Raw genomic sequence first — 15,755 nt, forward strand, 5'->3', positions numbered from 1 at the left:
GAGCGGCGGGGCAGAAATTTAAAAGGAATAATAACGCCCGGTGTCTTCTCTTTTATTTGTCTGAGAGTACACCGGGCGTTTATAAAGGGACTGAATGATTAATCTTCGAGAGCTTTTAGCGCTTCTACCGGGTCTGATTCAGGCTCCGGCGCTTCGTGCACCCACAGTGAAATCAGGCGGTAAGACACAGCGAGGACGACCGGGCCGATAAACAGACCTATCATTCCGAAAGCAAACAGCCCACCGATAACGCCGGAGAGGATAAGCAGCATGGGTAAATCAGCACCCATGCGGATAAGCACTGGTCGCAGCACATTATCAAGAGAACCAACCACGCAACTCCATACCAGCAGTACGGTGCCCCAGGTATTATCACCGGACCAGTACAGCCAGATAATGGCCGGGATAAGCACCAGCAATGGGCCAATTTGTGCCACGCAGCAAACGAACATCACCACGGTCAATACGGTGGCATAAGGGATGCCGGCAATGGCCAACCCGATGCCGCCGAGAACCGATTGCACAATGGCTGTCACGACCACACCCAGAGCCACGGCGCGAATCGCCTGACCGGCAAGGATCACCGCCGCATCACCACGTTCAGCGGCCAGACGAACGGCGAAGTGACGTATCCCCATCGCAACCTGCTCACCACGGCTGTACAGCAAGGCGCTGAATAACAGCATCAGCGAACAGTGGACGATAAAGCGACCCAGATGCCCGGCCTGTGTCAGGAACCACGATGCCGTTTGTCCGACGTAAGGCTGAACCTTAGTCATCAGAACATTTCCGCCACCGTTGATCAGCGCGTGCCAGCCGGAATAGAGCTTGTGGCCGACCAGCGGAATCGAGTTCAGCCAGTGAAAATCCGGCATGTGTAAGGTCGATGGATTTCCTGCAAGAGCCACCAGCGGCGCGCCATTCTCGATTGCGCTGCTGACCAGTAAAGCGATGGGCAATACGAAGAGCAAGATCAGTAACAGCGTCATGACGATGACGGCAAGGAAGCGTCGTCCCCACATAATGCGCTGTAGTTTGATCATCAGCGGCCAGGTGGCAATGACCACCATGCCCGCCCAGGCAAAGCCCAAAATAAAGGGCTGCACTATCCAGATACTGGCGATAGTCATCAGCGCAATAAACAGCACCCCAAACATAATTTGCGGTAAGTCATAACGTTTAATTGGGAGATTCATTCATGTTTCTCAAAAGGATAAACGAAGAGGCATCAGCCTTGAGCCTCCAAAAAATTAGCGACACAGCGCTCCGGCCGGTGCCATGCATAAGCATGGAACATTCGGTTGGTTTTGGATAGCGTGCAGCAAATTTAGTTGCAACACGTTGTTGCTAAACGTGCGTTTTGCGGCACGTCATGAAACAAATGCAACAATGGTTAACCAGACGGAGCGCTTAAAAAAGAAGTATGTTAGTTTTTAATCTGGGTAAAGAACAGGGTGGATCTGCCCCGCAGATCCGGCAAATCGCTTAGCGCTTGCCAGGCATACAACAAAGACAGAGTCATAATTCAATGATCCCACAGATTTCTCAGGCGCCGGGTGTTATCCAGCTGGTGCTCGATTTTTTGGAAGCCTTAAAAAACGACGGATTTACCGGTGATCTCACCACCACATATGCCGACCGTCTGACGATGGCCACTGACAACAGCGTATATCAGCTCTTACCGGATGCGGTTCTGTTTCCACTGGCAACCTCTGACGTTGCCCTGATAGCACGCCTGGCAGGGCAGGAACGTTTTAAAACGTTGGTCTTCACGCCGCGCGCGGGGGCACCGGCACTAACGGTCAGTCATTGAATCGCGGGATTGTGGTTGATATGTCCCGTCATATGAACCGAATTCTCGATATTAATACTGAACAAGGTTGGGTTAGGGTCGAGGCCGGTGTGATTAAAGACCAGCTCAACGATTATTTGCGCCCGCTGGGTTATTTCTTCTCGCCGGAGCTGTCTACCAGTAACCGCGCAACACTTGGCGGAATGATCAATACCGATGCGTCCGGTCAGGGTTCGCTGGTCTATGGCAAAACCTCAGACCACGTGCTGGGTGTGCGCGCCATTGTGCTCGGTGGCGACATGCTAGACACCACGGCAATACCCGCGGCGCTGGCCGATAAACTCGGCGAAGAGGATTCTGTTATCGGCCGCATCTACCGCACTGTACTCGACAGTTGCCGTGATAACCGCGCGCTGGTGATCGAAAAATTCCCGAAACTCAATCGCTTCCTTACCGGCTACGATTTACGTCACGTTTTAAGTGATGATCTGCAAACCTTCAATCTGACCCGTATCCTCACCGGCTCGGAAGGTTCACTGGCCTTTATTACTGAAGCGCGTCTGAATATCACGCCAATCCCGAAAGTGCGCCGTCTGGTCAACATTAAATACGACTCCTTTAATTCCGCACTGCGCAATGCGCCGGTAATGGTCGAAGCCAAAGCGCTGTCGGTAGAAACCGTGGATTCCAAAGTGCTGAATCTGGCGCGCGAAGATATCGTCTGGCACAGCGTTCGCGAATATATCAAAGACGTCGATGGCAAAGACATGCAGGGGCTTAACATCGTTGAGTTCGCCGGTGACGACGCGGATCTGATTGAAGCTCAGGTCAGCACACTCTGTGAACGCCTCGACGGACTGATGAGTGACCAGGAAGGCGGCGTGATTGGTTATCAGATTTGTGCCGATCTTGCCGGTATTGAGCGCATTTATAATATGCGTAAGAAAGCGGTCGGACTACTGGGCAATGCGAAAGGGCAGGCCAAACCCCTGCCGTTTGCGGAAGATACCTGCGTGCCGCCGCAGCATCTGGCTGACTATATCGTTGAATTTCGCGCGCTGCTGGACAGTCATAATCTGAGTTATGGCATGTTCGGGCACGTCGATGCCGGCGTACTGCATGTACGTCCGGCGCTCGATATGTGTGATCCGCAGCAGGAAATGCTGCTAAAGCAAATTTCAGATGAAGTCGTTGCACTGACCGCGAAATATGGCGGCCTGCTGTGGGGCGAGCACGGCAAAGGTTTCCGGGCAGAATACAGTCCGGCATTTTTCGGTGAGGAATTGTTCCATGAGCTTCGCCGGATTAAAACGGCGTTTGACCCGGATAACCGTTTGAATCCAGGTAAAATTTGCGCGCCACTTGATTGCGATGAGCCGATGATGAAAGTCGATGCGGCAAAACGTGGCACGCTGGATCGCCGCATTCCGCTGGAAGTACGTCAGTCGTTCCGTGGTGCAATGGAATGTAACGGTAACGGTCTTTGCTTCAACTTTGATGTGAAAAGCCCGATGTGTCCGTCGATGAAAATCACCGGTAGCCGTATTCATTCTCCAAAAGGACGGGCAGGATTAGTCCGTGAATGGCTGCGTTTGCTATCTGAGCAGGGTGTTGATCCGCTGGCGTTGGAAAATGCCTTGCCGGAGAAAGGGCTGAGTTTCCGCACTCTCATCGACCGCACGCGTAATACCTGGCACGCCAACAAAGGTGAATATGATTTTTCCCATGAAGTGAAAGAGGCGATGTCAGGTTGTCTGGCCTGCAAAGCCTGTTCCACCCAGTGCCCGATTAAGATTGACGTACCCGGCTTCCGCTCGCGTTTCCTTCAGCTTTATCACACCCGTTATCTGCGCCCGGCGCGCGACCATGTCGTCGCGAGCGTTGAGAGTTATGCGCCGCTGATGGCCAAAGCACCGAAGCTGTTTAACTTCTTCCTGAAACAGCCATGGGTGCGGGAAATGAGCCGTAAAAGCATCGGCATGGTAGACCTGCCTTTGCTGTCTACACCGACGCTGCGAGAGCAACTGCTGGGTCATCGTGCCAGCACGATGACGCTCGAACAGCTGGAGAAAATATCTCCGGCGCAGCGCGGTGAATATGTTCTGGTGGTGCAGGATCCATTTACCAGTTTTTACGATGCGCAGGTCGTGGCTGATTTCATCCGGCTTATCGAAAAACTGGGTCTGAAACCTGTACTGCTGCCGTTTTCACCGAACGGTAAAGCGCAGCACATTAAAGGCTTCCTGCAACGCTTTGCAAAAACCGCGAAGAAAACTTCTCAGTTCCTTAACCGTGTAGCTCAGTTAGGCATGCCACTGGTGGGAGTCGATCCGGCGCTGGTGCTGTGTTATCGCGATGAATATAAGGAAATTCTCGGGGATGCCCGCGGTTCGTTCCAGGTTCAGTTGGTACACGAATGGTTAGATACGTGGCTGGCAGAACGTCCACCACAACAGCAGAGCGGTGAGCCCTGGTATCTGTTCGGACACTGCACTGAAAGCACGGCGTTGCCAACCAGCGGTAAGCAGTGGGGGGATATTTTTGCCCGCTACGGCGCTAAGCTTGAAAATGTCAGCGTGGGCTGCTGTGGAATGGCCGGAACTTACGGTCACGAAACCAAAAACCTGCAAAACTCGCTGGGAATTTACGAGCTCTCATGGCACACGTCTTTACAGCGCCTGCCGCGTCAGCGCTGCCTGGCGACCGGCTACTCCTGCCGCAGTCAGGTCAAACGTATTGAAGGCAACGGAGTCCGACATCCTTTGCAGGCTTTACTGGAAATCATTCCCTGATACTTAAGGAAGCACGATGTCATTTTGGAAAAGAACCACCACCCTTGATGCGCTCAATGCAGGTAGTCAGGGATGCATGGTCGGGCACGTAGGAATTGTGTTCACCCAGCTGGGCGAGGATTTTCTTGAAGCTACAATGCCGGTGGATGAACGTACGACTCAGCCTTTCGGTTTGTTGCACGGTGGGGCATCCGTCGTACTGGCTGAAACCATGGGCTCGATGGCGGGATATCTGTGCAGCGAAGGTACACAGACGGTGGTTGGCGTGGAAATCAATGCCAGCCACATGAAGTCAGCGCGGGAAGGGCATGTCCGTGGGGTATGCCGTGCGTTACGCGCCGGTCGTCGCAGCCAGGTCTGGCAGATTGAAATTTTCGATCAGCAGGGTGGGCTTTGCTGTGTATCCAGGCTGACAACGATGGTTATCGATAGATGATCTGAGTGAATGAGTCAGGCAGGTAGAAAACAGAAGGGGCGGACAGGCTGAAAAGTTGTCCGCCTTTTTTATTCGCAGTATTCATCAGCTAACGCATTGAAACGCAATCAAAGATGATAGGGGACGCGTTTGGCAAAGTCTGTTTGGAAGGCTGTCGCTTTTTCCCAGATGCCCATCATGGCATAATACTGACAAATGAGTTTGAGCGTATGCCGCGCAAAATGATAGCTCTGAACACGGAAGAGTTCGCAACGACCGACACTGTTTATTTCCAGAATCAGGCGGTTATGCAGCTTGCATAACGCATGCAGATAACTGTGATCATCCCCGTTTTGCAGGCATAAATTGGCCATGTCCAGACAAATGCTGTTGAGGCGTTTTAGCTGGCAGAGGTGTGCGTCAGAGCGGCGTAAGGCGGCATCCGCCATATAGAAATCCACGGTGGCATCGCGGACACTGGATTTGTATTCGTCGATCTTACTTTGCAACCACGCATTTACCGATTGAGCCATTCTCAGTATTCCGGTTTATCTTAATGATAATCATTATCAAAGAATGCACATCATATTGTCAAAAAATAACCGGATCAACGTTTTCATCGGTTTTTTCATTTTTCCGCGAAAATGAGTAAACAAAAAGAGCCTTATTATTGCGTTTAGGGTGAATTCATAAATAGGCATTTCCGATGAATGTTTTATAATAGACCTAATGAAAGCTATTAAACCATGATCTTTATAAGGTTAATTTTGCGTTTTTTAACAAAAAATTGACAACTTATTCAATCAGTTGATGGTTGCGGTGTCCAAGACCCGCCGGCAGCCAGACCCAAAGCCGATGCACATTGAGTGGCGTTCCTCGTGGGTCATCGCTATACCCTCTTAAAACAAGAGGTTGAAGTGATAAATGTTATCACTAGAATAGAGACAATAGGTCTTGTCTATGACCGTAAAACTATGAGGTAAGACAGATGCAAACTGAAACTGTCGGCTCGTTCTCTTTAGACGACAACGTTTGGCAAGGCGTGATCCTGACTGATGCTGCGGCGAAACAGGTGAAAACCCTGATGACCCAGGATCCAGAAGTCAAAGGTCTTCAGCTCTCGGTGAAACAATCGGGCTGCGCTGGCTTTGGCTACGTTCTGGATTTAACCAAACAACCGGCCAGCGATGACCTGGTGTTTGAGCATGACGGCGCTTTGCTGTTTGTTCCGCTGAAGGCGATGCCTTTCATAGACGGAACCGAGGTGGATTTCGTCCGCGAAGGGCTGAATCAGATATTTAAATTCAATAATCCTAAAGCTCAGCATGCCTGCGGGTGTGGCGAAAGTTTCGGCCTGTAAGCACCGGCCGTTTTTAAGATTATTGTAAACAAAGCGATGTAACCAACATGTCACGAAGCAACGTAGAAATTCCAGACGATGTGCAGTCTTGGGTCGGCGAGGGAACGAATTATAAAGAAGGGTTCTTTACCCAGCTGGCAACCGATGAACTAGCATCAGGCATCAACGAAGATGTGGTTCGCGCGATCTCCGCGAAACGCAACGAACCTGAGTGGATGCTGGAGTTCCGTCTGCAGGCTTATCATGCTTGGCTGAAAATGGAAGAGCCGCACTGGTTGAAAGCGTATTACACGCCTCTCGATTATCAGGATTATAGCTATTATTCCGCGCCATCTTGTGGCAGCTGTGATGATACCTGTGGTTCTCAGCCAGGTGCTACGCAACAGCCACCCGCAGATTCTCACGGCATTCCGGCGCTTGATGGTAAAAACTACCTGACCAGCGAAGTGGAAAAAGCCTTTGAGCAGCTGGGTGTTCCGGTACGTGAAGGGAAAGAAGTGGCCGTCGATGCAATTTTCGACTCCGTTTCTGTTTCCACGACGTACCGTGAGAAGCTGGCGGAATCCGGCGTCATTTTCTGCTCATTCGGCGAAGCCATTCACGAATATCCGGATCTGGTTCGCAAATACCTCGGTACCGTTGTGCCCGCGCAGGATAACTTCTTTGCTGCGCTGAACGCTGCGGTCGCCTCCGACGGCACCTTTGTTTACGTTCCAAAAGGCGTGCGCTGTCCGATGGAGCTGTCGACCTATTTTCGTATCAACGCGGCCAAAACCGGTCAGTTCGAACGTACTATCCTGATTGCCGACGAAGGTAGCTACGTCAGCTACATCGAAGGTTGTTCAGCACCGGTGCGTGATACCTATCAGCTGCACGCCGCAGTCGTCGAAGTCATTCTGCATAAAGACGCTGAAGTGAAATACTCCACCGTGCAGAACTGGTTCTCCGGCAGCAAAGACAGCAGCGGCGGGATCCTCAACTTCGTGACCAAACGTGCATTGTGCGAAGGCGCAGGGTCGAAGATGTCCTGGACGCAGTCTGAAACTGGCTCTGCGATCACCTGGAAATACCCAAGCGTTATCCTTAAAGGTGATAACTCGATTGGCGAATTCTTCTCCGTTGCGCTGACCAGTGGCAAGCAGCAGGCAGACACCGGGACCAAGATGATTCACATTGGTAAAAATACCAAATCGACGATCATCTCTAAGGGTATCTCCGCAGGTCACAGCCAGAATAGCTATCGTGGTCTGGTGAAGATTCTGCCGGGTGCTGAAAATGCCCGTAACTTTACCCAGTGTGACTCCATGCTGATCGGTCCGGACAGCGCCGCACATACCTTCCCGTATGTCGAAGTGCGCAATAACACCGCGCAACTGGAGCATGAAGCCACGACGTCTAAAATCGGTGATGACCAGCTATTCTATTGCCTGCAACGTGGTATCAGCGAAGATGACGCGATTTCCATGATTGTTAACGGTTTCTGTAAAGATGTCTTTTCCGAGCTGCCGCTGGAGTTTGCTGTCGAAGCACAGAAACTGCTGGCGATCAGCCTTGAACACAGCGTCGGGTAATTCCGGCGTCTTTTCCTGTCGTTGTTACGTGGTGTGACGCGGCGACGAACAGGTTTGAGTTCAGCACAGTCAAAGCATAATCAGAATTATGAGCGCGCAGGCGCAAACTCAAGGATACGTATGTTAAGCATCAAGAATTTGAAGGTCCGTGTCGAAGAAAAGGAAATTCTTAAGGGACTTGATCTGGAGATCAAACCGGGAGAAGTACACGCCATCATGGGCCCGAACGGCTCAGGTAAAAGTACACTCTCCGCGACACTGGCTGGCCGTGAAGATTACGAAGTGACCGAGGGTTCCGTAATGTTCAATGGTAAAGTTTTGCTGGATCTTGCGCCGGAAGACCGCGCGGGTGAAGGTGTGTTCATGGCGTTCCAATACCCGGTAGAAATCCCGGGTGTGACCAACCATTTCTTCCTGCAAACTTCAGTTAACGCAGTGCGTAAATACCGTAATCTGCCGCCGATGGACCGCTTTGACTTCGCGGATTTCATTGAAGAGAAGATTGCCATGCTGAAAATGCCTGCTGATCTGCTGACCCGTTCCGTCAACGTCGGTTTCTCCGGCGGTGAAAAAAAGCGTAACGATATTCTGCAAATGGCAGCGCTTGAGCCAAGCCTGTGCATTCTTGATGAAACCGACTCCGGTCTGGACATCGATGCGCTGAAAATTGTGTCTAACGGCGTCAATGCGCTGCGCGATGGCCAACGTTCATTCGTGATTGTCACCCACTACCAACGCATCCTCGACTACATCAAGCCTGATTATGTGCACGTGCTGTATCAGGGACGTATTGTAAAATCTGGCGATTTCAGCCTGGTTAAACAGTTAGAGGAGCAGGGTTATGGCTGGCTTACCGACGAAGAGTAATGTACCTGCGGCGGGCAGTTCACATGCCATGCAGCAGCTTTACCGTCTTTTTGAAGGCCGCGGTGGTGAACAATCTGCTCACGCACATGCACACTGGCAACAAGTGCTGCGCCTCGGTTTTCCGCATGCCAAACTGGAAGACTGGAAATATACGCCGGTCTCATCCCTGTTGGGCAATCAGTTTTTTGCTCCTCAGCAGCAGGCGGTAACGGCTGAAACCGTGAAATCGCTGGCATTGCCTTTGGATTGCTACCGTCTGGTATTCGTCGATGGCCGCTTCGATGCGAGCCTGAGTGATACTGAAACGGGCGCGTTTGAGATCCAAAAACTGAACCCGGCGGCGCAGCAAACGCTGCCTGTTCCGATTCAGTCTGAAGTGTTTTTGCATCTGACTGAAAGTCTGGCGCAGGATCCACTATCTGTGCGTTTACCTGCGGGTAAACAGGCGGATAAACCGCTGTATCTGTTACACATCAGCAGCGGTCGTGATCAGTCACGTGAAATGAATACCGTCCATCATCGCTATCATATGGCGATCGAAAGCGGCGCTAACGCTGAAGTGATTGAGCATTACCTGAGTCTTAACGATCACGGCCACTTTACCGGTGCGCGTATGACGGTAAACGTGGGCGACAATGCTGATTTCACGCATTACAAGCTGGCATTTGAAAGCCAGGCGAGCTTCCACTTCTCGCATAATGATTTGGTTATTGGTCGTGATGCACGTGTCGCCAGCCACAGTTTCCTGCTGGGCGCGGGTTTGACCCGTAATAACACCAGTGCGCAGCTTAACGGCGAGAACACCAATCTCAACATGAACAGCCTGGTTCTGCCGGTTGATACTGAGATTGCTGATACCCGTACGTATCTGGAACACAATAAAGGTTATTGCAACAGCAACCAGTTGCACAAAGTGATCGTCAACGATCGCGCGAAAGCCATCTTCAACGGCATGATCAAAGTGGCGAAGCACGCACTTAAAACCGACGGCAAGATGACCAACAACAACTTGTTGCTGGGCAAGCATACTGAGGTCGATACTAAACCTCAGCTGGAGATTTATGCCGACGATGTGAAATGCAGCCACGGTGCGACTGTCGGTCGTATCGACGATGAACAGCTTTTCTATCTGCGTACCCGTGGTATTAGCGGTCAGGATGCACAGCAAATGATCATCTTTGCATTTGCTGCTGAACTGACGGAAGCCATCGAGAATGAAACCCTGCGTGACGTCGTGATTGCCCGTATTGCGGGTCGACTCAATCGAGGTAAGTAATGACTTTTCCACTGGAAAGAGTACGTAGCGATTTCCCTGTGCTGAGCCGTGAAGTTAACCGCCAGCCGCTGGCTTATCTTGACAGCGCAGCCAGCGCACAGAAACCGCGTCAGGTTATTCAACGTGAAATGTCTTTCTTCGAACAAGGTTATGCTGCGGTTCACCGCGGCATTCACACCATGAGCGCAGAAGCGACAGAGCAGATGGAAAACGTCCGCACTCAGGCCGCTCATTTTATGAATGCGGCGTCTGCGGAAGAAATTGTTTTCGTCAAAGGTTCCACGGAGGCCATTAACCTCGTCGCCAATACTTATGGCCGTGTACTGTTGCAGCCGGGCGATCGCATTATTCTGACCGAAATGGAACACCACGCGAATATCGTGCCCTGGCAGATGCTGGCGAAAGAGCGCAATCTCCATATCGACGTCTGGCATTTGACGCCGGAGGGTGAGCTTGATCTCGCACAGCTCGACGCGCTGATCACCCCGCGTACGAAATTGCTGACGCTGGCGCATGTTTCGAACGTACTGGGTACCGTGAATCCGCTGGAAAAAATCATTCCTCAGGCTAAAGCCGCCGGTCTGACCGTACTGGTAGATGGCGCGCAGGCTGTGATGCATTACGCCGTGGACGTTCAGGCGTTGGGCTGTGATTTTTATGTCTGGTCGGGGCATAAACTTTACGGGCCAACCGGCATCGGTATTCTGTACGGTCGTAAAGAATTGCTTGATCAGATGCCACCGTGGGAAGGCGGCGGTTCTATGATCAAACACGTCAGTCTGACCGAAGGTACCACCTTCGCGGCAGCCCCCTGGCGTTTTGAAGCCGGTACGCCAAATACCGGTGGCATCATGGGACTGGGCGCAGCCATGGAGTATGTGACTGAGCTGGGTCTGGAAAATATCCATGCCTACGAAAATGAACTGATGGCTTATGCGCTGGAACAAATGGCGAAGGTACCGGATATTCATATTTATGGTCCTGCCAGCCGTTCAGGCGTCATTGCGTTCAATCTGGGGAAACATCATGCTTACGATGTGGGCAGTTTCCTCGATCAATACGGTATTGCCATCCGTACCGGTCACCACTGTGCGATGCCGTTAATGTCTTTCTACGGTGTTCCGGCTATGTGCCGCGCGTCGCTTGCGATGTACAATACCCACGAAGAAGTCGACCGTCTGGTCGCAGGACTGCAACGTATTCACCGGTTGTTGGGTTAAGCCCGGCAACCCCGCTCAGGATGTTGTTATGGCTTTGCCAGATAAAAATAAGTTAGTCAGAAATTTTTCCCGTTGCCCAAACTGGGAAGAAAAGTATCTGTATGTCATTGAACTCGGTGGCCAGTTACCGGCTCTGCTGGAGGAATATCGTCAGGATAAAAACCTGATTTCCGGTTGCCAGAGTCAGGTGTGGATTGTTATGCGCACGGATGACACTGGTGCACTGACTTTCGAAGGTGACAGCGATGCGGCCATTGTAAAAGGTTTGGTGGCTATCGTGTTCAGTCTCTATCAGGGGCTGACGCCGCGTGATGTGGTAGCGCTGGATGTGCGTCCGTTCTTCACCGAACTGGAACTCAGCCAGCATCTGACACCTTCACGCTCTCAGGGGCTGGAAGCAATGATCCGGTCTATCCGCGCGAATGCCGCGGCGCTTGCTTAACACCTGACTGACCGCTTTGCTCATTAGGAATCGTCTGCTAATGAGCAAAGCCTTTTTTGTTCTTCCCCTCGCTTCATTCCGTTTTACTCCTGATTTTTCATCTGTTTAAAATTCGATTTTGCCACGTTTAATGCCTGCCTAACGATAAGGTAACTTTCTGATTTTCTGCGGTTTGATTGCTCTGAAATTCTGCGCTGCTAGTATTGACAGACAAGATAATTGTCTGGACTCAGATTGTCTGAGTGCAGGCCAAAAAAGGACTGAGTATGAGACGCGCATTACCCCTTCTGGCAATGTTAGTTGGCACAATGATGGCAACGCACTCCCTGACCGCAAGTGCAGCAGAATATCCTCTGCCGCCGGATAATAGCCGCCTGATTGGCGAAAACACGACTTATGTGGTGCCAAACGACGGCCAGCCGCTTGAAGCCGTTGCCGCCAAATATCAAATCGGCCTGATCGCTATGCTGGAAGCCAATCCGGGCACCGATCCTTATTTGCCGAAACCCGGCACGGTGCTGACCATCCCTTCGCAAATGCTGTTACCTGATACCAAGCGTGAGGGTATTGTGGTCAACCTCGCGGAATTGCGTCTGTACTACTATCCGAAAGGCGAAGATAAAGTCGTCGTCTATCCGATTGGTATTGGCCAGTTGGGTCGTAACACCCCAGAGATGATCACATCGGTCAGCCAGAAAATCCCTAACCCGACCTGGACGCCTACCGCCAATATCCGTAAAGCCTACCTGAAAGACGGTATTAAGCTGCCTAGCATGGTGCCAGCGGGGCCGGAGAACCCGATGGGGCTGTTTGCCATGCGTTTGTCAGCAGGCACAGGGCAGTACCTGATCCACGGGACAAATGCTAACTTTGGTATCGGGATGCGCGTGAGTTCCGGTTGTATCCGTCTGCGCCCTGATGATATTGAGGCGCTTTTTAACACCGTGCCTAAAGGGACTCGTGTACAAATCGTCAATCAGCCGATCAAATATGACATCGAACCTGACGGTAAACGCTATATCGAAGTACATCAGCCACTCTCACACACCGAAAAAGACGATCCGCAGACCAAACCGATTGCGCTGACTGCAGCGATGAAGAAATTCATCAAGCATGACGACACGAATGCTGAGGTGGTGAAAGAAGCCATTAAACGGCGTTCAGGCATGCCTGTGGTAGTAAGCGTCGGTGATAAAGCGACGGGAACGGCCCCGGCTGTCAACGAACCGCAGACCGCAGCGGCCACACAACCTGCAGTGGATACAGCAAGTACGCAGTAAAGGGTACTGAAACCATTCAGAAGCGTTTTTTGTCAAAGGAGCCATCATGGCTCCTTTTTTATTTCCAAAGCTCTGGCGGGAGGCGGAGGGTGCTTTTAGAGGAGATGAGTAACACAAAAGTGTTATTCAGAAACAAATGAGAGAGAGGCGAGGAGCAATGACATAACTGCGGGGGAAATTACAGGTAAAAAAAATGGCGCACTGAGTGCGCCATTGAACTAGAGAAGTAAATATTACTTCTTGTAAGCGTGAGCTTGGTTGTCAAGACGTTGGTTAGCGCGTGCTGCGTCGTCTTTAGCTGCCTGAACGTCAGAACGCATTGCGTTCACGTCGTTGCTCAGTTGGTCAACTTTAGAGTTCAGAGTAGAAACGTCTGAAGACAGTTGATCGATTTTAGCGTTGCTTGAACAACCAGCCAGCATAGTTGAAGCCAGGATTACAGCGCCCAGTACCAGTTTAGTGCGATTCATTATAAAACCCTCTAGATTAAGTTAATCTCCATGTAGCGTTACAAGTATTACACAAACTATTTTCTAATGAGAATAATTTTTTGTCGGTAAACGCTATATTTTGATCGTTCGCTCAAAGAAGCATCTTTTTTTACGAAAAAGTTAAAAATTGCTGGGAAAACAGCTGTATTCCATGGGACTTATCCCAATTTCATGCATTCTGTTTTCTGCACTTTTTAAGAAAAAAGAGGCTTTTCGAAAAAATAAACGCCACGGTAGGCAGCGTTTATTCATGCTCTGGGTCACATTTTTAATTAAACAACGTGCACCGAAGAAGTATTGGTCGTGCCGCTCTGAACCAGCGCGCCAGAAACCATCACTACAATATCACCTTTCTGCGCTAAACCGCTTTCAATCGCAGCTTCTTTACCAATGCGATAGAAATCATCAGTAGAGGCAATTTCTTTCACCAGTTGAGTCACAACGCCTTTGGTCAGGATTAACTGACGTGCAGTGATTTCGTTAGTGGTCAGCGCCAGGATAGTCGCGTGCGGGAAGTATTTACGCACAGCTTTAGCAGATTTACCACCGCTGGTTGCAACGACGATCAACGGAGCATCCAGTTTTTCGGCAGTTTCTACTGCGCCACGGCAGACGGCTTCAGTAATGCGCAGTTTGCGGTTGTCGTTCTGACCATCGATGCGGCTCTGCATAACGCGGTCTGTACGGGCGCAAATGGTCGCCATGATGGTCACAGCTTCCAGCGGGTATTTACCTTTAGCACTTTCGCCAGACAGCATCACGGCATCAGTACCGTCGATGATGGCGTTAGCAACGTCACCCGCTTCTGCGCGAGTAGGGCGTGGGTTTTTGATCATGGAATCGAGCATTTGCGTTGCGGTGATAACCACTTTGCGTGCACGGTTACATTTTTCGATCATCATCTTCTGCGCAAAGATAACTTCTTCAACCGGGATTTCAACGCCGAGGTCACCACGGGCAACCATGATGCCGTCTGAAGCTTCAAGGATTTCGTCGAAGTTGTTCAGGCCTTCCTGGTTTTCAATTTTGGAGATGATCTGGATGTGTTCGCCACCGTGGTTTTTCAGGTGTTCGCGGATTTCCAGAACGTCAGAACGTTTACGGATGAAAGAGGCAGCAACGAAGTCAACGCCTTGCTCACAACCGAAGATCAGGTCGCGTTTGTCTTTCTCAGCCAGTGCTGGCAGTGCGATAGAAACACCTGGCAGGTTAACGCCTTTGTTTTCGCCCAGATCACCGTTGTTCAGAACTTTACAGGTCACTTCGGTTTCGGTGACGTTAGTCACTTCCATGCCGATCAGGCCATCGTCCACCAGAATGGTGTTGCCGATTTTCAGGTCGGCAGCAAAGCCAGCGTAGGTCACAGCAACGCGTTCAGTGTTACCAATTACGCTCTGGTCGGTGGTGAAAGTGTAGGTCTGGCCCGCAACCAGTGCAGCATCTTTGCCGCCTTCCAGTTTCATGGTACGGATTTCAGGACCTTTGGTGTCCAACAGGATAGCTGCTTTGTGGCCAGTCGCGGCCATCACGTTGCGGATGTTCTTAATGCGTTGACCGTGCTCTTCGTAATCACCGTGAGAGAAGTTCAAACGCATTACATTCATGCCTGCATCAAGCAGTTTGGTCAGCATTTCTTCGGATTCAGTTTTCGGTCCGATGGTACAAACAATTTTGGTCTTTTTCATGACGATTTTATCTACAAGTTGTGATGGATTGGAAACGTGTTTGCCTGACAGCATGGCTGCCCGCGCGGAATTGAAGTCTTGCCTGGTTGATCAAATCATTACTAAGCGTAGAAGACTGTGAAAGGAATGGTGTAGTTAGTTCAGCCAAAGCATAGCGATTAGTGCGATTTAAGATCGCTACGGGAGTGGTCACGCTTATATAAGTGCGATATCGACAGATCAAGGGGCTGAAACCATTCAATCGAAGAGACGATGCGTATTATAGAGGGGAACGAGGTGGGAAACCAAATAAAAAACGTGATAATGCGCAAGCTTAGAGCAGATGACTGAGCGTTGTTGCGCAAATATCCAAAGCGGGCAGCGAGGAAATCACAGGCATAACAGTTTCGTTACGTGACTTTCGAAAATGCTACAAAGACGAAATAAGCCGACAAGAAGACCAATGGGCGCAAGGCGTCTGTCGATATACCGTTGGGAAGATCAGGGGTAAAGGCTCTGTGGAAATGAAGGTGTTTGAATCAGGAAAGTACTGCATAGGTAAAGGCGAGAGAGTAATAACAGTTG

The 15,755-nt window shown here is 50.8% G+C and carries 12 protein-coding genes and 1 pseudogene; 9 read left to right on the top strand and 4 right to left on the bottom strand.

Translation table 11 applies throughout. The annotated features are described in order from the left end of the window. Nucleotides 1-98 precede the first annotated feature (98 nt). On the bottom strand, nucleotides 99-1,196 hold the full coding sequence (ydiK, locus tag TU92_RS18230; protein ID WP_112168600.1) for an AI-2E family transporter YdiK: 1,098 nt from the start codon (nucleotides 1,194-1,196) through the stop codon (nucleotides 99-101). A gap of 332 nt (nucleotides 1,197-1,528) precedes the next feature. Between ydiK and ydiJ the strand changes: the two are divergent. Next, nucleotides 1,529-4,584, top strand: a pseudogene (gene ydiJ / locus TU92_RS18235) (D-2-hydroxyglutarate dehydrogenase YdiJ). A gap of 16 nt (nucleotides 4,585-4,600) precedes the next feature. Beyond that, on the top strand, nucleotides 4,601-5,020 hold the full coding sequence (locus TU92_RS18240; protein WP_112168601.1) for a hotdog fold thioesterase: 420 nt from the start codon (nucleotides 4,601-4,603) through the stop codon (nucleotides 5,018-5,020). A 107-nt stretch (nucleotides 5,021-5,127) separates the two neighbouring features. On the opposite strand, the gene TU92_RS18245 is transcribed toward TU92_RS18240, so the two are convergent. Continuing rightward, nucleotides 5,128-5,532 carry a hypothetical protein gene (locus TU92_RS18245; protein ID WP_112168602.1) on the bottom strand — a complete coding sequence of 135 codons (405 nt, stop codon included), beginning with the start codon at nucleotides 5,530-5,532 and terminating at the stop codon, nucleotides 5,128-5,130. Between the two features lie 455 nt (nucleotides 5,533-5,987). On the opposite strand from TU92_RS18245, the gene sufA reads away from it, so the two are divergent. From sufA to TU92_RS18280, 7 genes are all read left to right on the top strand, one after another. Next, nucleotides 5,988-6,359: a Fe-S cluster assembly scaffold SufA gene (sufA, locus tag TU92_RS18250; protein WP_112168603.1), complete on the top strand. Its 372-nt coding sequence runs from the start codon at nucleotides 5,988-5,990 to the stop codon at nucleotides 6,357-6,359. A gap of 47 nt (nucleotides 6,360-6,406) precedes the next feature. Beyond that, nucleotides 6,407-7,930, top strand: coding sequence for a Fe-S cluster assembly protein SufB (sufB, locus tag TU92_RS18255; RefSeq protein WP_112168604.1), 1,524 nt, complete (start codon nucleotides 6,407-6,409; stop codon nucleotides 7,928-7,930). A 120-nt stretch (nucleotides 7,931-8,050) separates the two neighbouring features. Then, nucleotides 8,051-8,797, top strand: coding sequence for a Fe-S cluster assembly ATPase SufC (gene sufC, locus TU92_RS18260; RefSeq protein WP_112168605.1), 747 nt, complete (start codon nucleotides 8,051-8,053; stop codon nucleotides 8,795-8,797). Further along, nucleotides 8,772-10,073, top strand: coding sequence for a Fe-S cluster assembly protein SufD (sufD, locus tag TU92_RS18265; RefSeq protein ID WP_112168606.1), 1,302 nt, complete (start codon nucleotides 8,772-8,774; stop codon nucleotides 10,071-10,073). The genes sufC and sufD overlap by 26 nt, the downstream gene beginning before the upstream one ends. After that, nucleotides 10,073-11,293, top strand: a complete 1,221-nt coding sequence (gene sufS, locus TU92_RS18270; RefSeq protein ID WP_112168607.1) for a cysteine desulfurase SufS — start codon at nucleotides 10,073-10,075, stop codon at nucleotides 11,291-11,293. Before sufD ends, sufS begins: the two co-directional genes overlap by 1 nt. Nucleotides 11,294-11,321: 28 nt before the next feature. Continuing rightward, on the top strand, nucleotides 11,322-11,735 hold the full coding sequence (gene sufE, locus TU92_RS18275) for a cysteine desulfuration protein SufE (protein WP_112168608.1): 414 nt from the start codon (nucleotides 11,322-11,324) through the stop codon (nucleotides 11,733-11,735). Between the two features lie 266 nt (nucleotides 11,736-12,001). Beyond that, nucleotides 12,002-13,015: a L,D-transpeptidase family protein gene (locus TU92_RS18280; RefSeq protein ID WP_112168609.1), complete on the top strand. Its 1,014-nt coding sequence runs from the start codon at nucleotides 12,002-12,004 to the stop codon at nucleotides 13,013-13,015. 233 nt (nucleotides 13,016-13,248) lie between these two features. Here TU92_RS18280 and TU92_RS18285 read toward each other — a convergent pair whose 3' ends face one another. After that, nucleotides 13,249-13,485: a major outer membrane lipoprotein gene (locus tag TU92_RS18285; RefSeq protein ID WP_056773575.1), complete on the bottom strand. Its 237-nt coding sequence runs from the start codon at nucleotides 13,483-13,485 to the stop codon at nucleotides 13,249-13,251. 293 nt (nucleotides 13,486-13,778) lie between these two features. Then, nucleotides 13,779-15,191 (bottom strand): pyruvate kinase PykF, encoded by a 1,413-nt coding sequence (pykF, locus tag TU92_RS18290; RefSeq protein WP_112168611.1) that lies wholly within the window; start codon nucleotides 15,189-15,191, stop codon nucleotides 13,779-13,781. Between the last annotated feature and the right edge of the window lie 564 nt (nucleotides 15,192-15,755).

It is taken from the genome of Rahnella inusitata, from assembly GCF_003263515.1.
GTDB lineage: Bacteria > Pseudomonadota > Gammaproteobacteria > Enterobacterales > Enterobacteriaceae > Rahnella > Rahnella inusitata.